Annotated in this window: 18 protein-coding genes; 6 read left to right on the forward strand and 12 right to left on the reverse strand. The window is 71.6% G+C overall.

Annotation, left to right across the window (positions count from 1 at the left end):
- Positions 1 to 272: 272 nt before the first annotated feature.
- The 6 genes from BXA10_RS19425 to kdd are packed head-to-tail and all read right to left on the reverse strand — an operon-like array spanning position 273 to position 7,057.
- Positions 273 to 1,610: a glutamate mutase L gene (locus BXA10_RS19425; protein ID WP_076471820.1), complete on the reverse strand. Its 1,338-nt coding sequence runs from the start codon at positions 1,608 to 1,610 to the stop codon at positions 273 to 275.
- Entirely contained in the window at positions 1,607 to 2,005 is a 399-nt protein-coding gene (gene kal, locus BXA10_RS19430) for a 3-aminobutyryl-CoA ammonia lyase (RefSeq protein ID WP_076471821.1), read from the reverse strand. The genes BXA10_RS19425 and kal overlap by 4 nt, the downstream gene beginning before the upstream one ends.
- The gene (kamE, locus tag BXA10_RS19435; protein WP_281251440.1) at positions 2,002 to 2,766 is read right to left on the reverse strand and encodes a lysine 5,6-aminomutase subunit beta; all 765 of its coding nucleotides are present in this window, start codon (positions 2,764 to 2,766) and stop codon (positions 2,002 to 2,004) included. Before kamE ends, kal begins: the two co-directional genes overlap by 4 nt.
- Positions 2,763 to 4,373 (reverse strand): lysine 5,6-aminomutase subunit alpha, encoded by a 1,611-nt coding sequence (gene kamD / locus BXA10_RS19440; RefSeq protein WP_076471822.1) that lies wholly within the window; start codon positions 4,371 to 4,373, stop codon positions 2,763 to 2,765. Before kamD ends, kamE begins: the two co-directional genes overlap by 4 nt.
- A gap of 52 nt (positions 4,374 to 4,425) precedes the next feature.
- On the reverse strand, positions 4,426 to 5,991 hold the full coding sequence (locus tag BXA10_RS19445; protein ID WP_076471823.1) for an amidohydrolase: 1,566 nt from the start codon (positions 5,989 to 5,991) through the stop codon (positions 4,426 to 4,428).
- 4 nt (positions 5,992 to 5,995) lie between these two features.
- Positions 5,996 to 7,057 (reverse strand): L-erythro-3,5-diaminohexanoate dehydrogenase, encoded by a 1,062-nt coding sequence (gene kdd, locus BXA10_RS19450; protein WP_076471824.1) that lies wholly within the window; start codon positions 7,055 to 7,057, stop codon positions 5,996 to 5,998.
- Between the two features lie 142 nt (positions 7,058 to 7,199).
- Here kdd and BXA10_RS19455 point away from each other — a divergent pair, with 142 nt between their 5' ends.
- On the forward strand, positions 7,200 to 8,606 hold the full coding sequence (locus BXA10_RS19455; RefSeq protein ID WP_076471825.1) for a KamA family radical SAM protein: 1,407 nt from the start codon (positions 7,200 to 7,202) through the stop codon (positions 8,604 to 8,606).
- 91 nt (positions 8,607 to 8,697) lie between these two features.
- Positions 8,698 to 9,849, forward strand: a complete 1,152-nt coding sequence (locus BXA10_RS19460) for a low temperature requirement protein A (protein WP_076471826.1) — start codon at positions 8,698 to 8,700, stop codon at positions 9,847 to 9,849.
- On the opposite strand, the gene BXA10_RS19465 is transcribed toward BXA10_RS19460, so the two are convergent.
- Both BXA10_RS19465 and BXA10_RS19470 read right to left on the reverse strand, forming a co-directional pair.
- Positions 9,830 to 10,159, reverse strand: a complete 330-nt coding sequence (locus tag BXA10_RS19465; protein WP_076471827.1) for a YnfA family protein — start codon at positions 10,157 to 10,159, stop codon at positions 9,830 to 9,832. The two genes, BXA10_RS19460 and BXA10_RS19465, sit on opposite strands and share 20 nt — an antisense overlap.
- Before the next feature lie 83 nt (positions 10,160 to 10,242).
- The gene (locus tag BXA10_RS19470) at positions 10,243 to 10,434 is read right to left on the reverse strand and encodes a CsbD family protein (protein ID WP_076471828.1); all 192 of its coding nucleotides are present in this window, start codon (positions 10,432 to 10,434) and stop codon (positions 10,243 to 10,245) included.
- A gap of 241 nt (positions 10,435 to 10,675) precedes the next feature.
- Here BXA10_RS19470 and BXA10_RS19475 point away from each other — a divergent pair, with 241 nt between their 5' ends.
- Both BXA10_RS19475 and BXA10_RS19480 read left to right on the forward strand, forming a co-directional pair.
- Positions 10,676 to 11,362: a CatB-related O-acetyltransferase gene (locus BXA10_RS19475; RefSeq protein ID WP_076471829.1), complete on the forward strand. Its 687-nt coding sequence runs from the start codon at positions 10,676 to 10,678 to the stop codon at positions 11,360 to 11,362.
- Between the two features lie 62 nt (positions 11,363 to 11,424).
- Positions 11,425 to 12,036 (forward strand): histidine phosphatase family protein, encoded by a 612-nt coding sequence (locus BXA10_RS19480; RefSeq protein ID WP_076471830.1) that lies wholly within the window; start codon positions 11,425 to 11,427, stop codon positions 12,034 to 12,036.
- On the opposite strand, the gene BXA10_RS19485 is transcribed toward BXA10_RS19480, so the two are convergent.
- The 3 genes from BXA10_RS19485 to BXA10_RS19495 form a co-directional block, all read right to left on the reverse strand.
- Positions 11,966 to 12,472 (reverse strand): Lrp/AsnC family transcriptional regulator, encoded by a 507-nt coding sequence (locus tag BXA10_RS19485; RefSeq protein WP_076471891.1) that lies wholly within the window; start codon positions 12,470 to 12,472, stop codon positions 11,966 to 11,968. The genes BXA10_RS19480 and BXA10_RS19485 overlap by 71 nt on opposite strands.
- A gap of 101 nt (positions 12,473 to 12,573) precedes the next feature.
- Positions 12,574 to 13,716, reverse strand: a complete 1,143-nt coding sequence (locus BXA10_RS19490; RefSeq protein ID WP_076471831.1) for an acyl-CoA dehydrogenase family protein — start codon at positions 13,714 to 13,716, stop codon at positions 12,574 to 12,576.
- On the reverse strand, positions 13,713 to 14,828 hold the full coding sequence (locus BXA10_RS19495; RefSeq protein ID WP_076471832.1) for a M24 family metallopeptidase: 1,116 nt from the start codon (positions 14,826 to 14,828) through the stop codon (positions 13,713 to 13,715). The genes BXA10_RS19490 and BXA10_RS19495 overlap by 4 nt, the downstream gene beginning before the upstream one ends.
- A gap of 203 nt (positions 14,829 to 15,031) precedes the next feature.
- On the opposite strand from BXA10_RS19495, the gene BXA10_RS19500 reads away from it, so the two are divergent.
- Complete coding sequence (locus BXA10_RS19500; RefSeq protein ID WP_076471833.1) at positions 15,032 to 16,408, forward strand: glycosyl hydrolase family 18 protein; 1,377 nt, start codon at positions 15,032 to 15,034, stop codon at positions 16,406 to 16,408.
- A 76-nt stretch (positions 16,409 to 16,484) separates the two neighbouring features.
- On the opposite strand, the gene BXA10_RS19505 is transcribed toward BXA10_RS19500, so the two are convergent.
- Complete coding sequence (locus tag BXA10_RS19505; RefSeq protein WP_076471834.1) at positions 16,485 to 17,366, reverse strand: winged helix-turn-helix transcriptional regulator; 882 nt, start codon at positions 17,364 to 17,366, stop codon at positions 16,485 to 16,487.
- Positions 17,367 to 17,476: 110 nt separating this feature from the next.
- Between BXA10_RS19505 and BXA10_RS19510 the strand changes: the two genes are divergently transcribed.
- A complete protein-coding gene (locus BXA10_RS19510; RefSeq protein ID WP_245828315.1) occupies positions 17,477 to 18,721 on the forward strand; it encodes an MFS transporter in 1,245 nt (414 codons plus the stop codon).
- The last annotated feature ends 18 nt before the right edge of the window (positions 18,722 to 18,739 follow it).

Genomic DNA, 18,739 nt, shown 5'->3' on the forward strand with positions numbered 1-18,739 from the left:
CCCCGCCGGGCCGTTGTCTACTGGCCGTGCGCCTCACTCCACCCGTACACCGGTTACCGCGGCCGGTTCGCGCCGCCCCGCCGACCCCCGCCCGCTGGACCTGGCCGCCGCGACGAACAACTGTGTCGCTCGGCCAGCGGACGAAGGGACGAAGCGAACAACAGCCGCTTCCCGTAGTAGGACTCAAAGACGGTACGTGTTGCCCCCCGGGCCCTGTCAACCCGCCCCCGGCCTGTCGCGTGTCGCCGACCGGCGTGTCGTGACGGGAAACATCAGTCCGCACCCAGATGCCGGCCCAGCAACACCCCTGCCACCCGCGGATGCTCCGCCGCGAGCAACCCACCGGCAGCCAACACGTACTCCACGTCCACCACCGGCCGCGCCGCCCTCGGCAGCGGCCACCCACCCGCGTGATCGGCCAGCACCGCGCTGAGCACCTGCACCGCCTGCCCGGCCGGGGCGTGCCGCAGCACACCACCCGAACCGACGACCAGCCGCACGTCCCGCAGGTCCCGGCCGGCCCGCTCACCGGTGGCGCCACCACGGGCATGCCGGCGCAGCGCCACCGTCGCGGCCAGCTCAGCGATCCGCCACTCCGCCGCCTGCTGCGCCGCGCCGGCGGGCAGGAACCCCGGCTCGGCGGCCCGCACCGCCGCCGCCCGCGTCAGCTCCTCCTGCTCCCCGGGGCCGAGCAGCCGCTCCTCGGCCGCCGCCCGCACCACCCCCGGCGCGCTCCACCGCATCCCCAGGTCCCCCTCCACGGTGCGGGCCCGCCACAGCGAACCGGCCACCTCACGGCCCGGCCCGGTGGCCCGTTCGTCGGGAGTGAGCACCGAGTACACGTCGGTGGTGGCCCCACCGACGTCCACCACCGCCAGGTCCCCGCCGACCCGGTCGGCGAGCACCTCCACCCCGGTCAGCACCGCGTCCGGGGTGGCCGCCCGCACCAACCGCGCGAACCGGGCCCCCCGCGACAGCCGCTTGCCGCCGATGACGTGCCGCAGGAACACCTCCCGGATCGCCGCCCGCGCCGAGGCGGGCGCGAGCACCCCGATGCGGGGCAGCACATTGTCGGCCACCGTCACCGGCACCCCGGCCGCCGCCAACACGGCCGCCAGCTCCGCCCGCACCTCGACGTTGCCGGCCAGCACCACCGGCACCCGCCACCGGGCCCGGGCCAGCCGGGTCGCGTTGTGCGTCAACACCTCGGCGTCCCCGCCGTCGGTGCCACCGACCAGCAACACCACATCGGGGCGGGCCGCCCGCAACGCGCGAAGCTCCGCGGCACCCAACCGGCCGGCGGCCACGTGCACCACGTTCGCGCCCGCCGACAGACCCACCCGCCGGCCCGCCTGCGCGGTCACGAGCTGCTCGTAGCCGACCACCGCCAACCGCAGCCCGCCGCCGGCCGACGAACACACGTACCAGGCCGGGTCCCGGACCCCCAGGCCGGCGGTCGCCGCCGCCACGGCCGCGTCCAGGCCGTGCAGCACGTCCGTGCCGACCGTCGTCGGCGCCGCGGCCGCCGCCACCAGCTCACCGCCGTCCAGGTCGACCACCGCCACCTTCGTGTACGTCGACCCGACGTCGGCGCAGACCGCGACGGTCACGCCGCCGGCGGCACGACCACCGTGCCGGTCGCGGTGACCGCCACGACCGGCGGGTCGAGCACCTCCGCGGCCGACTCACCCCGGTCCGGGCGGCCCCGGCACACCACCGCGCAGCTCAACTCCAACGTCCGGCTACGGGTGCCGACCCGGGCGACCCGCGCGGTCACCTCCACCACGTCACCGGCCCGGATCGGGGCGAGGAACCGCACGTCGGCGTAACCGGCGAACAACCCCTCGTCGCCGTCGGTGCGGATGCACACCTCGGTGGCGACATCCCCGAACAAACCCAACGCGTACGCCCCGTCGACCAGGTTCCCCGCGTAGTGGGCGTGCGAGTACGGCACGTACCGCCGGTGCGTCACCGTCAACCCCAACCGCGGATCCTGCCCCGTCATGCCTTCGCCTTCCTGTTCGTGACCAGCGCGTGCGTCAGGTAACTGGCCACCTCACCCGGTGTGGTGCCCCGGCCGAAGATCCGATCCACACCCAACTCGTCGGCCATCGTCTCGTCGAACCGCGGCCCGCCCACGATCAGCAACGGACGCCGACCCGCCGGCATGGCCTCCCGGAACGCCGCCGACATCTCCCGCGTGTTGTGCAGATGCGCGTCGCGTTGCGTCACCACCTGCGACACCAGCACCGCGTCCGCCCTCTCCACCCGGGCCGCCTCCACCAGCTCCGGCACGCTCACCTGCGCACCGAGGTTGGTCACCTTCAACTCCCGGTAGTACTCCAGGCCCTTCTCCCCCGCGATGCCCTTCACGTTCAGGATCGCGTCGATGCCGACGGTGTGCGCGTCCGTGCCGATGCACGCCCCCACCACCGACAACTTGCGCCGCAACTTCTGCCGCACCAGGGCGTTGACCTCCTTGGCCGACAGCAGCGGATAGTCGCGCTCCACCACCTGCACCGCGGACACGTCCACCAGATGGTTCACCCGCCCGTACACGACGAAGAACGTGTACCCGTCGCCCATCTGCTTGGCGTGCACCAGCATCGCCGGGTCGATGCCCATCTTCCCGGCCAACTGGATCGCCGCACCCTCGGCCCGCTTGTCGTGCGGCACCGGCAGCGTGAACGACACCTGCACCATCCCGTCACCGGTGGTGTCCCCGTACGGCCGCACGATCTTCTTCTCGACACCGTCCGCGCTCACGACCGGCCCGCCGTCACACCCGCGCCCGCGACGTCACCGCGCACACCCGCCGGTTGCGCCTCGAGAATCTCCGTGGCCGGATTCCAGTAGTCCGCCTCGTGCCGCGCCACCCCGTCCAGGCCCTTGCCCCGGTCCGGTGGGCGTTTCATGATGCCGAACGTGCCCTCGGCGATCGCCGTCAACAACGACTGCCCACCGATACGCTCCAAAAGGTCCACCGCCTCACGCAGCACCGCGTACGCCCGCTGCTGGATGAACCCGCCCGGCGCCGGGACGAAATCCTCGTGCAAGCCACCCGCCGCGCCCAGCACGTAACGCACGTTCTGCAACGCGATGTCCCGGTCCGACAACCACGGCGTCACCACCGCCTCGGTCATCATCCCCACCAGCAGGATGCCCTGCCCGGTCAGCGTCCCCGCCAGGTTGAAGAACCCGTCGAGCAGGTTCCCGCGGAACACGTCCCCGGTCATGTGCTTCGTCGGCGGCATCCACTTCAGCGGCGCGTCGGGGAACAACTCCCGCGCCAGCAACGCGTGCGCCAACTCCAGCCGGAACGACTCCGGCACATCCGGGTTGATCTCGAACGCGTGCCCCAACCCCAACTGCCAGTCCGCCAACCCCGCCTCGTGCGCGAAGAACTCGTTCAGCAGCTGCGACACCGTCACCGTGTGCGCCTCCTCCACCGCGTCGGCGGTGGTGAGGTAGTTGTCCTCCCCGGTGTTGATGATGATCCCCGCCCGCGCGTGCACCTGCCGCGAGAACCGCTGATCCACGAACGTCCGGATCGGATTGATGTCCCGGAACAGGATCCCGTACATCGAGTCGTTCAACATCATGTCCAGGCGTTCCAGGCCCGCCAGGGTCGCCATCTCCGGCATGCACAACCCGGACGCGTAGTTCGTCAACCGCACGTACCGGCCCAGCTCCTTCGACGACACGTCCAACGCCGCCCGCATCAACCGGAAGTTCTCCTGCGTCGCGTACGTGCCGGCGAACCCCTCCCGCGTCGCACCCTCCGGCACGTAGTCCAGCAGCGACTGCCCCGTCGACCGGATCACCGCGATCACGTCCGCGCCCGCCCGCGCCGCCGCCTGAGCCTGCGGAATGTCCTCATAGATGTCACCCGTCGCCACGATCAGGTAGATCCACGGCCGCTGCTTCGGATCCCCGTACCGCTTCACCAGACGATCCCGCTCGGCTCTGCGCCGATCGATCTGCCGAACCCCCGCGGCGACCGCCCGCCGGGCCGCCCGGCGGGCAGCCGTGGCCGCCTTACCGGTGGGCCGGCTGAACCGCACCGAACCGGCAGCGGCCTTCTGCGCCAGCAACGTCACATCCGTCAGATCCTCCCGGGCGAGCGCGTCGAACACCGCCGCCGCCACCCCGTGGCCCAGACCCACATCCGCCACCACCGCATCCACCAGGCGGTTCACCCACGGAATACCGTCCGGGTCGGCGCCGGTCACCCCGGCCAGCCGCAACACCGCCCGCTCCACCGACACCGTCGTATGGCTACGGGCCAGGTCCACCACCGGCTGCCCCGCGCGCCGCGCCAACTCCCGCGCCCGCGCCACCAGCACCGGATCAAGATCAAGCTTCCCGGTCACGCCGCCGCCCCGCTTCGAAACGCCACGCCGCCGTGCCCGATGGTTCGCTTCCTCACGCAGACCCTTCCTCGTAGATCACATCACCGCGCAACACCGTGCGACGGCACACCGGCAGCGGCGTCGGATCCTGCGGCCCCCGCAACTCCGGATCGTCGGCCAGCAACACCGGCAAACCCCGATCAACCCCCGCCGGCGTGTCCCACACCGCGAACGTCGCCGGCGCACCCAACGCGAGAACCCCCTCGTTGTCCAGGTGCACCGCCCGCCACCCGCCACGCGTGTGCGCCGCGAACGCCGCCCGCACACTCATCCGCTGCGCCGCACTGTGATGCGCCGCCGCCGCCCGCACCGACCCCCACGGGTCCACCGGCGTCACCGGCGAATCCGACCCGAACGCCAACGCCACCCCAACGGAATGCATCGCACCCATCGGGTTCGACGCCAACGACCGCGCCAACCCCAACCGCGACTCGTACATGCCACCCGCGCCGCCCCACAACCGGTCGAACGCCGGCTGCATGCTCGCCACGATCCCGTACTCCACGAACCCGGCGATCAACCGCTTGTCCACGATCTCCGCATGCTCGATACGGTGCCGCGCCGCGCGCACCCGCTCCACGCCCAACCGCCGCACCACCGCCGCGAACCCCTCCAGGACCGTGCCGATCGCCGCGTCCCCGATCGCGTGGAACCCGCCCTGCAACCCGTGCGCCGCACAGTCCAGCAGATGCTCGCGCACCTGCTCCGCCGACAGATAGCCGTGCCCGACACCCTCCCCGTCCAGGTACGGCTGCGACAGATGCGCCGTACGCGAACCCAACGCACCGTCCGCGAACAGATCACCACCGGCACCCACCGCACCCAGCTCCCGGGCTCGCGCGGCGCCACCCAACTCACCCCAGTACCCGTACACCTCCGGCACGCCCGCACCCGAGATGCCCAGCAGCCCCGTGAAGTCGTCCTCGTCGGAGATCTCCGGCCCACCGCACTCGTGCACCGCCGCGACACCCAGCGACGCCGCGTGCGCCAACGCCACCCGCTGCGCCGCCACCCGCTGCGCCCGCGTCACCGACGCGAACGCCGCCGCCCGAACCACGTGGTGCGCGTCACGACGCACCCACCCCGACTCGTCGAACCCCGCCGCGGCCACCACCTCCGGCACCGCCGCCAGCATCGCCCGCGACACCAACGCCGAATGAATCGACGCCTGCGACAGATACACCCGCCGACCACCGGCCGCCCGGTCCAACACCTCCGCGTCCGGCAGCTGCGGCGCGCCCCAGCGCGACTCGTCCCAGCCGTGGCCCAGCACCACCGCATCCGCCGGCAACCCCGCCGCGAACCCGGCCACCGCGTCCAGCAGCTCCCCCGCCGAACGCACCCCCGACAGATCCAGCCCCGACAACGCCAACCCGGTATCCGTCGCGTGCACGTGCGCATCCACGAACGCCGGCGTCACCAACGCCCCGCCCAGCTCCACCACCCGGTCGGCGGCGGGCGCGTCCGCGTCCACCCCCAGCCAGGTGATCCGCCCATCGGACACCAGCAGCGCGGTCGCGTTCGGGTCGGCGGGGCTGTGCAACACGCCACCGCGGTACAACGTCGAGGGGTTCGTCATGACCTCAGTCTGCCGCCAACCGGGACTCGAAGAGCCGACGGACCCCCGGCTCCGCGCGCAGCAACCCCAACGCCAACTCCGCGTGCCCCGGCACGTACCCGTTGCCCACCAGCATCGTGACGTCCGCCGCCAGGCCCTCCGCGCCCAACGCCGCCCCCGCGAAACTCGTCGCCATCGAGAAGAAGATCACCGTGCCGCCGTCCGCGGTACCCAGGATCGCCCCGTGCTCGCAACCCGGCACGTCCACGCACACCACTGTCACGTCCGCCGGCACACCCAACGCCGTGGTCACCGCCGTCGACACCGCCACCGGATCCCGGGCGTCGGCCAACGCCACCGCATCGGCCAGCCCCGCCGCCGTCAGCGCGTCCCGCTCCGCCGCCACCGGCACCACGCCGACCGTACGACCCGCGCCCGCCCGCCGCGCCGCCGCGAGAGACAGCGAGCCGCTCTTACCCGCCCCGCCGATCACCGCCACCGTCACCGGGCGGGCGTCCCCCGCACGGGCCCGATCCGTCACATACCGTGACACCACCCGCGCCGTCAGCGCCGGCGCCCCGCACACATCCAGCACCGCCAGCGACAACTGCGGATCCTCGTCCGGCGGCAACACCGCGGCGATCGACCGGGCGAACAGGATCGCGTACCCGTCGCACGGCACCTGCTCACTGCGACCGTCCCAGCGCGCCAAACCGTCGGTGATCACCAGCGGCGTCAACGTCAACGACACCAGGGTCGCCACCCGGTCCCCCGTCTTGAGCCCCAGCGGCGACCGCCGGCCCGCCTCCTCCACCGTGCCGATCAGCATCCCGCCGGAACCGGTCACCGGGTTCTGCATCTTGCCCCGGGTCGTGACGATCTCCAGCACCTCGGCGCGCACCGCGTCACCGTCACCGCCGTGCTTCTCCCACAACTGCCGGAAGCTCGCCGCGTCCAGGTTCAGCCGCTCCACCCGGATCCGCACCTCGTTCGCCGCGATCTCCGGACTCGCATCCAGCCGCCAGGCCGCCTGCGGCAGCACCCCCGCCGGTTCCACGACGCGGTGCAGACCCACCGGTGACGTCACGCCGACCTCCCCCTGTCCAGCCGCCCGAAGCCCCGGTCAAGGCTCGCATCGCGGGAAAACTTCCGGCAGACTAATTTCTAGGCCGGAGATTTTCCAGTAGCCTTCGGGCGGCTGATCAACACGCACCACACGAGGAGGGGCCGTGACCCAGACCCAACCGGTGGAGACCATCCCCACTGCCCGCCCCACCCCGGTCGCCGCGCCCACCGCCGGCCAGCCCTACGAATACCGACGAACCCCACTCGTCGAACCCGACTGGACCCGCTTCCCCGGCTGGCGCAACGTCACCCGCGAACAGTGGGAATCCGCCCAATGGCAACGGGTCAACTGCATCAAGAACATCAAGCAACTCCGCGCCGTCCTCGGCGACCTCGTCGACGACACCTTCTACGACGACCTCGCCACCGACCAGAGCGCGCACGCCACCATGTCGATGCTCGTACCGCCGCAGATGCTCAACACCATGGTCCCGTTCGCCCCGATGACCACCGAGGCGTTCCTGGCCGACCCGATCCGGCGCTACATGATCCCCGTCGCCTCCGACCGGCGCAGCGACTGGCCCTCACACCCCTACGCCAGCCGCGACTCACTGCACGAACACGACATGTGGGTCGCCGAGGGCCTCACCCACCGCTACCCCACCAAGGTCCTCGCCGAGCTGCTCTCCACGTGCCCGCAGTACTGCGGCCACTGCACCCGCATGGACCTCGTCGGCAACTCCACCCCCGCCGTCGACAAGCTCAAACTCACCCTCAAACCCGTCGACCGCTACGACGCACACATCACCTATCTCAAGGCCCACCCCGGCGTACGCGACATCGTCGTCTCCGGCGGCGACGTCGCCAACGTGCCCTGGCGCAACCTCGAGTCGTACCTGATGCGCCTGCTCGAAATCGAGACCATCCGCGACATCCGGCTCGCCACCAAGGCCCTCATGGGCCTACCGCAGCACTGGCTCCAGCCCGACGTGGTCGAAGGTCTCGAACGCGTCGCCCGCACCGCCGCCCGCCGCGGCGTCAACCTCGCCATCCACACCCACGTCAACCACGCCCAGTCGCTCACCCCACTGGTCGCCAAGGCCGCCCAGACCGCCCTCGACGTCGGTGTCCGCGACGTCCGCAACCAGGGCGTCCTCATGCGCGGCGTCAACGCCACCAGCCGCGACCTGCTCGACCTCTGCTTCGCCCTCCAAGGCGAAGCGGGCATCCTGCCGTACTACTTCTACATGTGCGACATGATCCCCAACGCCGAACACTGGCGGGTCCCCGTCTGGCACGCCCAGCAACTCCAGCACGACATCATGGGCTACCTACCCGGCTACGCCACCCCACGGATCGTCTGCGACGTCCCCTTCGTCGGCAAACGCTGGGTACACATGCTCACCGAGTACGACCGCGAACGCGGCATCTCCTACTGGACCAAGAACTACCGCACCTCCATCGAGTCCGCCGACCTCGAAGCCCTCAACCGCCGCTACGCCTACTACGACCCGATCGACACCCTGCCCGAATCCGGCCAGGCATGGTGGACCGAACACCGCGACGACTGACAACAACAGCCCGTCACCCCCGCCCGACGCGGGGGTGACGGGACACCGCCCCCACCCGCCCCCACCCACCGGCCAACTACCCTGCACCCACATGACCCCTGCGCGGCGCGACACCGAACCGGACACCGCCGACCGGGTCACCCCCGTCGAACTCTTCTTCGACGTCGTCTTCGTCCTGACCATCACCCAACTGGTCCGACTCCTCGAAGAACACCTCGACTGGACCGGCCTCGGTCGCACATTCCTGATCTTCGGGCTGCTCTGGTACCTCTACACCGGCTACGCCTGGCTCACCAACCACGTGCCACCCCGCCGACCCGCCCGCAAGCTCCTCCTCTTCGCCGGTATGGCCGGCTTCCTGCTCACCGCCATCGCCATCCCCGACGCCTTCACCGGCAGCGGCCTACTCTTCGGCATCGGCTACCTCGTGGTGGTCGTCGTACACCTCACCCTGTTCAGCCAGAGCAGCGCCCGAGCCGGCGTTCGCCGACTCGCGCCCTACAACCTCGGCGCCGCGCTGCTAGTCATCGCCGCCGGCCTGCTCACCGGCCCCGCCGTACCCGCGCTCTGGGCCGCCGCCGTCTTCACCCAGACCTTCCTGCCGTACCTGCTGCCCGGGCACTCCTGGCTAGGCGCGGCGGGAAGCTTCAACATCAGCGCCGCCCACTTCGTCGAACGGCACGGCCTGCTGGTCATCGTGGCCTTCGGTGAGATCGTCGTCGGTATCGGCATGGGCACCCCGCTCGAGCACCTCGGCCCCGGCACCACCGCCGCGGTCGTGATGGCCCTCGCCCTGCCCGCCGCCCTCTGGTGGACCTACTTCACCGACACCGGGCCGTCCGAGACGACCCTCGCCCACGCGGAACCCGGCACCCGCAGCCGGTACGCCGCCCGCGTCTGGATCCTCCTGCACTTCCTGCTGCTCCTCGGAGCCATCGTCGCCGCCACCGGCCTGCACGCCGTCGTCGCGCACCCCACCGAACCCGCCGGATGGCCGAGCGCGCTCGCCCTCTGCTCCGGTGTGGCCCTGTTCCTGGTCGCGATCGCCGACGCGCGCCGCGTCCTGCGTACCGGCGCCGCCCGCAGCCGGCTGATCACCGCCGCGCTGGTGCTCGCCAGCACGCCCATCGGCGCCACCGTCAACGCGGCGCTGCAGCTGGCCGTGCTGATCCTCCTGATGACCGCGATGCTGCTGGTCGACGGACACCGCACCGAACCGGCCGTCAACGCGGCGCGTACATGATCACCGCGACTCCGAACAGGCAGATGACGGCACCGGTCACGTCCCACCGGTCTGGGCGGAACCCGTCCACCAGCACACCCCACACCAGCGACCCGGCCACGAACACACCACCGTACGCAGCGAGGATCCGCCCGAAGTTCGGATCAGGCTGGAACGTCGCCACGAAGCCGTAGATACCGAGCGCGACCACTCCGGCGGCGACGAACCACAGCCCCCGGTGCTCCCGCCACCCCTGCCAGACGAGCCACGCCCCGCCGATCTCGGCGAGCGCGGCCAGGGCGAAGAGCAGCAACGAACGCAGCACGGTCACGCCCTGAGGGTAGTTCGACCGGCGGCGGCGAAAACGGAGCGGCGGCCCAGGGATCAACCCCTGGGCCGCCGCCGCTCACACCGTCACCGGAAGGCGTCGCGCGCGTTCTTGCCGGTTTCCTTGGCGCTCTGACCGGCCTGCTTGACCCGCGCCTCGCTCTGCTGCGTGGCGCCCTCTGCCCGCATGCTCTCGTTGTCTGTCATATCGCCGATCCGCTCCTTCGCGGCACCGGTCATCTGCTCCATCTTGTTCTTGGCCTTGTCGGTGAAGCTCATCTCGCCTCCTTGGTCGCGGCGTTCCCCCCCGTGCGTGCCCGGTGTGGCTCGGCGCAAACGAGGTGCGCGGGCGCACGTTGCGTAAGGCATCCTAGGAAGATAGGTTACCGGTCGACCGGATCGGCGGAACGCTCCGGACCCGGGGAACCCGGGCACGACAGGACGGGGTAAATGGCTGTCGCCGACCGGCGGGAGGCGACGATCATGGGCGGAAAGCCGACCCGAGACCGATGAGGGACCCATGCCCCTACCTGCCGACCCGACGACCCTCCATCCGATGCCGGAGCAGCCGCGCGTGGTGTTGCTCAAGCCGCTGGTGACTTCTGCGCTGATCGAGGTCGGGGAGTACTCCTACTACGACGATCCGGACCAGGCGACCGCGTTCGAGACGCGAAACGTGCTCTACCACTACGGGCCGGAGAAGCTGATCATCGGGCGGTTCTGCGCGCTGGGCACGGGCGTGCGGTTCATCATGAACGGCGCCAACCACCGGATGGACGGCCCCTCGACCTTCCCCTTCCCCACCATGGGCGGCTCCTGGTCCGAACACTTCGACCTGCTCACCGGCCTGCCCAACCGGGGAGACACCGTCGTCGGCAACGACGTGTGGTTCGGCCACGGCGCGACGATCATGCCCGGGGTACGGATCGGCCACGGTGCGATCATCGGCGCCGGCGCCGTGGTCACCCGCGACGTACCCGACTACGGCATCGTCGGCGGCAACCCGGCCCGCCTCATCCGCACCCGCTACGACGAGCAGGACGTCGCCCGGCTGCTGGCGGTCGCCTGGTGGAACTGGCCGCCGGAGCACATCACCGAGCACGTTCGCACCATCATGTCGGGCAGCATCAGCGAACTGGAGGCCGCCGCCCCGGAAGTCCCGCCGGCTCCGGCCTCCCCGCTCACCCGCTCGGCACCCACTGCGTGACCGGTAACGCCCGCCCGCCACCTGCGCCCGGATGACCGCCCGGCTCGTGGTTGACTGGGTTCATGGGAGAGCTCCTGCTGATCCGGCACGGCGAGACGACCTGGAGCGCGAGCCGCCGGCACACCTCGTACACCGACCTGGAGCTCACCGCCGACGGGGAGCGGCAGGCCCGCGTCCTCGCCGCATTCCTCGCCGGCCGCCGTTTCGTCAAGGTGCTGGCGAGCCCCCGGGTTCGGGCGCTGCGCACCGCCCAACTCGCCGGTCTCACCGTCGACGCCGTCGACGAGGACCTCGTCGAGTGGAACTACGGCGAGTACGAGGGACGCACCACCGTCGACATCCACCAGGACGACGCGCACTGGAACATCTGGACCGACGGCTGCCCGGGCGGCGAGTCCCCCGCCCAGGTCGGCGAACGGTTGGACCACGTGCTCGACCGGGTCGCTCCCCTGCTCGATCAGGGCACCGTCGCGCTGGTCGGCCACGCGCACAGCCTGCGGGTGCTCGGCGCCCGCTGGATCGGCCTGCCCCCGTCCGCGGGCGGTCTCCTCCGGCTGGACACCGCCACGGTGAGCGTGCTCGGCCACGAGCACGGCCGGCGGGTCATCCTGCGCTGGAACCAGCCCGCTCCTCCGGCGCCCGGGACCGCGCCCGACTCGCCGGTCCGGCACTGATCTTCGGCGGCCGGTTCTCGTACGGCGTGGAGAGCACCACTGTCGTGCGGGTGGTGACGTTCGCCGCGGTGCGGATCTCCTGGAGCAGTCGCTCGAGGTCCGCCGGACCGGCCACCCGCACCAGCAGCATGTAGAAGTCCTCGCCCGCGACCGAGTAGCACGAGTCGATCTCCGGCAGGTGCGCCAACCGCTCGGGCGCGTCGTCGGGCTGGGACGGGTCGAACGGCCGGATCGCCACGAACGCGGTCAACGGCAGGTCCAGCGCCTCGAACGCGACACGTGCCACGTACCCCTTGATGACGCCCCGCTGTTCCAATCGGCGTACCCGCTGGTGCACGGCGGACACCGACAGGCCCACCTTCTCGGCCAGGTCCGTGTACGACAGCCGGCCGTCTGCGGTCAGTGCGGCGATGATGGCGCGGTCGGTCTCCTCCACGGCGTGCAAACTACCGGGAAAACCGGCGTACGGCGATGAGGCGGCGCGGGCCGGCGCGATGATCGGCACAACGCGCGCCGGCCCGACCACCCCGGTTCGCCTCAGCCCTTAGCCAGCGCCCGGGAGATCAGCAGCCGCTGGATCTGGTTGGTGCCCTCGACGATCTGGAGCACCTTCGCCTCCCGCATGTACCGCTCCACCGGGTGGTCGACGACGTAGCCCGCTCCGCCGAGCACCTGCACCGCGTCGGTGGTCACCCGCATCGCCACATCTGTCGCGAAGAGCTTCGCCTTGGCCGCCTCCGTGGCGTACGGCCGCCCGGCGTCACGCAGGCGCGCGGCCGCCAGCAGCAGGGCGCGTGCCGCGGAGATCTGGGTGGCGTGATCGGCCAGCGTGAAGCCGAGCCCCTGGAAGTCGATGATGGCCCGGCCGAACTGGTGCCGTTCCCTGGCGTACCCGACCGCGTAGTCCAGCGCCGCCTGGGCCAGCCCCACCGCGCAGGCGGCGATGCCGAGCCGGCCCGAGTCCAGTGCGGACATCGCGATGGTGAAACCCATCCCCTCGCGGCCCACCAGCCGCTCGACCGGCACCCGGGCGCCGTCGAAGGCGATCTGCGCCACGGGTGAGGAGTGCAGCCCCATGGTCCGCTCGGCGGCCTGCGGTTCGATGCCGGGCGTGTTCCGGTCCGCCAGGAGGCAGGAGATGCCCTTCGGGCCCGGCCCACCGGTACGGCAGAAGATGTTGTAGAAGTCCGCGGTGCGGGCGTGGGTGATCCACGCCTTGGTGCCGGTCACCACGTACGCGTCGCCGTCGCGCACCGCCTTGGTGGTGAGCGCCGCGGCGTCCGAGCCGCCCTGCGGCTCGGTGAGGCAGTACGCGCCGAGCTGCTCTCCGCCGATCATGTCGGGCAGCAGCTTGCGTTGCTCGGCCGTGCCGAACTGGGCCACCGGGTAGCAGGAGAGCGTGTGCACGCTGACCGCCTCGGCGACCGCGAGCCAACGGCTGGCCAGGATCTCCAGCACCTGCACGTAGACCTCGTACGGCTGGGCGGCGCCGCCGTACTCCTCCGGGTACGGCAGGCCGAGCAGGCCCGCCCGGCCCAGAGTGCGCAGCACCTCGCGAGGGAACTCGGCGCGCTCCTCGTGCCCGGTGACCTTGGGCGCGAGCTCCCGGTCGGCGAGCTCGGTGGCGAGGTCCAGCAGGTCGTGGGCCTCGTCGGTGGGGAGGATCCGGTCGACAGTCATAGTGCGATGAGCTCCGTGGAGGTGATGTTGAGCCGCTGAACGCCGTCCGTCGTGCAGACGACGATGTCCTCTATCCGGGCGCCGTGCCGCCCCGCCAGGTAGATGCCGGGTTCGATCGAGAACGCCATGCCGGGCTCCAGCGGCCGGGCGTTGCCGGCCACCACGTACGGCTCCTCGTGGCCGTCCAGGCCGATGCCGTGCCCGGTGCGGTGCAGGAAGGCGGAGCCGTAGCCGGCGCCGGTGATGACGTCGCGGGCCGTCGCGTCGACCGCCTCGGCGCTCACCCCGGGGCGTACGGCTGCCACCGCGGCGCGCTGCGCCTCTGCCAGGACGGCGTAGTAGTCGTTGAACTCGGTCGGCGCCGGGCCGCCGGAGACGTACGTGCGGGTGCAGTCGGAGCGGTAGCCCGACGACATGGTGCCGCCGATGTCCACCACGACCGGCTCACCGGCCCCGATCGGCCGGTCGGAGGTGTCGTGGTGCGGGCTCGCGCCGTTGGGGCCGGCGGCGACGATGACGAAGTCCACGGTGACGTGGCCGGCCTCCCGGATCGCCGCCGCGATGTCGGCGGCCACCTCCGCCTCGGTGCGGCCGGGACGCAGCCACTCCCCCATCCGTCGGTGCACGGCGTCGATCGCCGCGCCGGCCTCGGCGAGCGCCGCCACCTCGGCGGGCGACTTGCGGATGCGCAGTTCGCGCAGCACCTCGCCGGCGAGTCGCTGCTGGGCGCCGGGCAGCGCCGCGCGCAGGGCGAGCACCTGTTCGGCCCACATCCGGTCGGCGAGCCCGACGGTGCCTACCGGCCCGCCCAGGGCGGCGGCGACCAGCGGGTACGGGTCGGTCCCGTCCGCGTGGTCGACGATGCGTACGCCGGTGGCCGGGGCGGGGGAGGCTTCCGCGGCGGGTCGTTCAAGGGCAGGCACGATCAGCGTCGGCTCCCCCTCGGCGGGGAGCACGAGACAGGTCAGCCGCTCGCCGGCGCGCGCCTGGTAGCCGGTCAGGTAGCGCAGGTCGGCGCCGGGGGTGAGCAGGAGTGCGTCCAGCCCGGCTGCGACAGTGGCGCGGCGGGCGGCGGCCAGCCGCTCCGGCGGATAGAGCTCGTCGGATTCCACGCCGTCAGCTTAACGGTCGTTTGGGGACCGGCCTAGCCGACAGGCGTGCCGGGAAGCGCTCTCCCATTCATCGAAACACATCATTGACTCGGATAGTTAACACTCTTTAAGATTTGGCTGCCTCGAGGCAGACGTCCCTGTATCCACCCGTACGCCCCGGCCGGGGCGGTACGCGCCGCGACCCGTCCACGGGAAGGCCCTCGATGTCCAGACCACGACCCCGCCGCTCGGCCCTCGCGGCCGGCCTGCTCGCGCTGACCACCGTCGGCGCGACTGTCGCCCTGTCCCCCGCCACCGCCTCGGCGGCGGTACTGCCGAACAACTTCAAGAGCGTCGGCTATCTGCCGTCCTGGACCGGCAACGTCACCAGCGTCCAGTACAGCAAGCTCACCCACATCAACTACGCGTTCGTGCTGCCGAACAGCAACGGCACCCTGCGCGCCGTGGAGAACCCGAGCAAGCTCTCCCAGTTGGTGTCGCTCGGCCACTCGAACAACGTCAAGGTGTCGATCGCGATCGGCGGCTGGAACGACGGCGACGACTCCGCCTTCGAGGCGCTCGCCGCCAACTCCGGCAGCCGCACCACGTTCGTCAACAGCGTGGTCAGCTTCGTCAACCAGTACAACCTGGACGGCGTCGACATGGACTGGGAGTACCCGGACCCCGGCGCCTCGGCCACCAACTACAGCCTGCTGATGCAGCAGCTCAGCAACGCGCTGCGCCCCCAGGGCAAGCTGCTCACCGCCGCGGTCGTCTCCGAGGGCTACTACGTCCAGGGCGTGCCGACGGCCGTGTTCGGCTACGTCGACTGGCTCAACATCATGGCGTACGACGGCGGCAGCCCGCACGCCAACTACGACTGGTCGATCAACAGCGTGAACGGCTGGAAGGCTCGTGGCCTGCCGGCGGCCAAGGCGGTGTTCGGCGTGCCGTTCTACAGCCGGCCCGGCTACTACACCTACACCGCGTTGGTGGGCATGGACCCGGCCAACGCCAACCGGGACTGCACCACGGTCGGCGGCGTCCAGCAGTGCTACAACGGCGTACCGACGGTCAAGCGGAAGACCCAGTGGGCGATGGCGAACGCCGGCGGGATGATGAACTGGGAGCTGTCGCAGGACCGCAACGACTCGACCTCTCTGGTGAGCGCGATCTACGACACCGTCATGGGCGGTGGCGGCAACCCACCGCCGACCGGCCGCACCGGCCAGATCACCGGGATCGGCGGCAAGTGCGTGGACGTGGCCGCGGCCGGCACCGCCAACGGCACGCCCATCCAGCTCTACACCTGCAACGGCACCACCGCCCAGCGCTGGACGGTGGGCGGCGACGGCACCCTGCGCGCGTTGGGCAAGTGCGCCGACGTCACCAGCGCCGGCACGGCGAACGGCACCAAGATCCAGCTGTGGGACTGCAACGGCACCGGCGCCCAGGTGTGGCAGGCCCAGTCCAACGGCACGCTGCGCAATCCGGCGTCGAACAAGTGCCTCGACGCCACCGACAACAGCTCGGCGGACGGCACCCGGCTGCAGATCTGGGACTGCTTCGCCGGCGCCAACCAGCGGTGGGTCCTGCCCTGACAGCGGGGAACGGCCCCCTGCCGACCTGGCAGGGGGCCGTCGCTGACCGTCGCGCCGGACGACGGGCACGAGGGCGTCAGGCCGAGCCGTGCCGCCGGACCTGGTCGAGCATCTCGTCCACCGAGCCGGCCGGGTCGGTCACCGGGAACTGGACCGCACGGACCACCGCCGCCGCGTCGACGAGCAGGGTCAACCGCTTCAGCCGCGCGACGCCGCCCGCGCGGAACGTCGGCAGCAGCAGTCCGGCGGCGAGGCGGCCGTCCTGGTCGGACAGGAGCGGGAACGGCAACCGGGCGTACGCGGCGAAGTCGGCGAGCTGGTCGGGGCGCTGGGTGCTGATGCCGCGCACCTGGGCGCCGGCGGCTTGGAAGTTCGCGTACCGGTCGGCGTAGGTCGTCGACTCCAAGGTGCAGCCCCGCGCACCCGGGATCTCGTCCCATCCCGGCGGATAGCCCGCGCTGCCGGGCGCGTACGCCCCGGGAAAGAAGTAGAGCACCGTCCACTCGCCGGCCGCCGCCGGCGCGACCGGACGGCCGTCGGGCCCGGGCAGGATCACGTCCGGCAGCCGCCGGCCGACCAGGTCGTGTGCCCGTCGCGCCTCGGCCGACCCGACCTCGGCCGTCGCCGTGAGCTCGCCGTCGCCCATCAGGTGCCGGGTGCCCCAGTCCTGCAGGGCGAGCAACACCGGCAACAGCCCCTCGCCCTTGCCAGTGAGCAGGTAGTCGTAGCGGGGTGGGTGCTGCGAGTACGGCCGGCGCTCCAGCACCCCGTGCTCGACGAGCGCGCCCAGCCGCTCGGTCAGCGCCCGCCGGCTGACGCCCAACTCCCGTTGCAGCGCGTCGAAGCGGGTCGTCCCGCCGGCGATGTCGCGCACGATGAGGAAGGTCCACCAGTCACCCAGGACGCCCAGTGCCTGCGCTATGCCGCAGTCCGCGTCCGCGAGGTCGACCCGTCGCACATCCCACCTCCACCGCTCGGACCCGTCTCGACTATAGTCCGTTTCAATTTGGAACTCTCTGGTTCGGGTCGACGGGGGTGGCTGATTTGGGCAGCACAGGCGGAAGCGGGGTGTTCTGGCGTTGGTGGACCGCCTTCACCACGAGCGCGGTCGGCTCGGCGGTCAGCGCGGTGGCGCTGCCGCTGACCGCGCTGACCGCGCTCGACGCCACGCCGTTCGAGCTGGGCCTGATCGCGGCGTCCAGCTACGTGGCCTGGATCGTCATCGGCCTGCCGGCCGGGGTGATCGTGCAGCGGCTGCCCCTGCGCGGCACCCAGGTCGGGGCCGATCTCGCCCGCGCCGTGGCCGTCGCGTCGGTGCCGCTCGCCTGGTGGTGGGACCAGCTCACCGTCGCCCACCTGGTGGTCACCGCGCTCGTGATCAGCTTCGCCAACGTGTTGTTCGACGTGGCCAACGCGACCTTCCTGCCGAGCATCGTCGACCGCGACCAACTGCAGTCCCGCAACAGCCTCACCTCCGCCACCCACGCCGCCACGCAGCTCAGTGGCCCCTCCATCGGCGGACTCGCCGTGCAGGCGCTGGGCGCGGTGCCGACGCTCCTGGTGGACGCCGTCAGTTACCTGGCCTCCGCGGTGCTGCTGCGAACCCTGCCCGCCCGCCGCGCGGACGCACCGGAGCATTCGCCGCCGATGGGCGAGCTGATCCGGCAGGGCTGGCGCTTCGTCGCGTACCACCCCGTCATGGGTCCCGGCATGTGGGCCGCGACCGCTGTCAACTTCGTCTGCGGCGCGCAGTACGCGCTCTACCCGCTCTATCTGGTGCGGGACCTGCACGCCCCGGCCGGGCTGGTCGGCTTGCTGATCGCGGTCGAAGGCGTCGGCTCGCTCGTCGGCGCGGCGCTCACCCCGCGGATCACCGGTCGGCTCGGCACCGCCCGGGCGCTGATCATCTCGTGCCTGGTCTCCGTCGGCGGAGCGTTCCTCGTACCCCTGGGCACCGGCTGGCCGGCGTACGCGGCCTTCGCGGCAGGCAACGTCGTCTTCGCCAGCGGCGTGGTGGTGCTCAGCGTGACCACCCGGACCTACCGGCAGATCGCCAGCCCGCCCGACCTGCTCGCCCGGGTGATGGCCACCGTCCGGTTCGTCTCCTGGGGCGCGATCCCCGTCGGCGGCCTGGTCGCCGGTGCGCTGGCGGGCGTCCTCGGCGCACGGACCACGCTGCTGGTCTTCGCGGCCGCGGTGGTCTGCGCACCCCTGGCGCTGCTGCTCTCCCCCGTGCGCAAGCTGCGCGACCTCGCAGATCACGACCGGGTCCCCGAGCCCGTGCGACTGCCGCAGCCGGTCGCCGGCCCCTGACGCGCGCACCGCCGGACG

Source organism: Micromonospora avicenniae, from assembly GCF_900156065.1.
Lineage (GTDB): Bacteria > Actinomycetota > Actinomycetes > Mycobacteriales > Micromonosporaceae > Micromonospora > Micromonospora avicenniae.

Excerpts from the sequence above, each read along its gene's own strand:
- kal (WP_076471821.1), bottom strand. The coding sequence starts at position 2,005 with ATGACGGGGCAGGATCCGCGGTTGGGGTTGACGGTGACGCACCGGCGG.
- BXA10_RS19445 (WP_076471823.1), bottom strand. The coding sequence starts at position 5,991 with ATGACGAACCCCTCGACGTTGTACCGCGGTGGCGTGTTGCACAGCCCC.
- BXA10_RS19460 (WP_076471826.1), top strand. The coding sequence starts at position 8,698 with ATGACCCCTGCGCGGCGCGACACCGAACCGGACACCGCCGACCGGGTC.
- BXA10_RS19470 (WP_076471828.1), bottom strand. The coding sequence starts at position 10,434 with ATGAGCTTCACCGACAAGGCCAAGAACAAGATGGAGCAGATGACCGGT.
- BXA10_RS19475 (WP_076471829.1), top strand. The coding sequence starts at position 10,676 with ATGCCCCTACCTGCCGACCCGACGACCCTCCATCCGATGCCGGAGCAG.
- BXA10_RS19480 (WP_076471830.1), top strand. The coding sequence starts at position 11,425 with ATGGGAGAGCTCCTGCTGATCCGGCACGGCGAGACGACCTGGAGCGCG.
- BXA10_RS19490 (WP_076471831.1), bottom strand. The coding sequence starts at position 13,716 with ATGACTGTCGACCGGATCCTCCCCACCGACGAGGCCCACGACCTGCTG.
- BXA10_RS19500 (WP_076471833.1), top strand. The coding sequence starts at position 15,032 with ATGTCCAGACCACGACCCCGCCGCTCGGCCCTCGCGGCCGGCCTGCTC.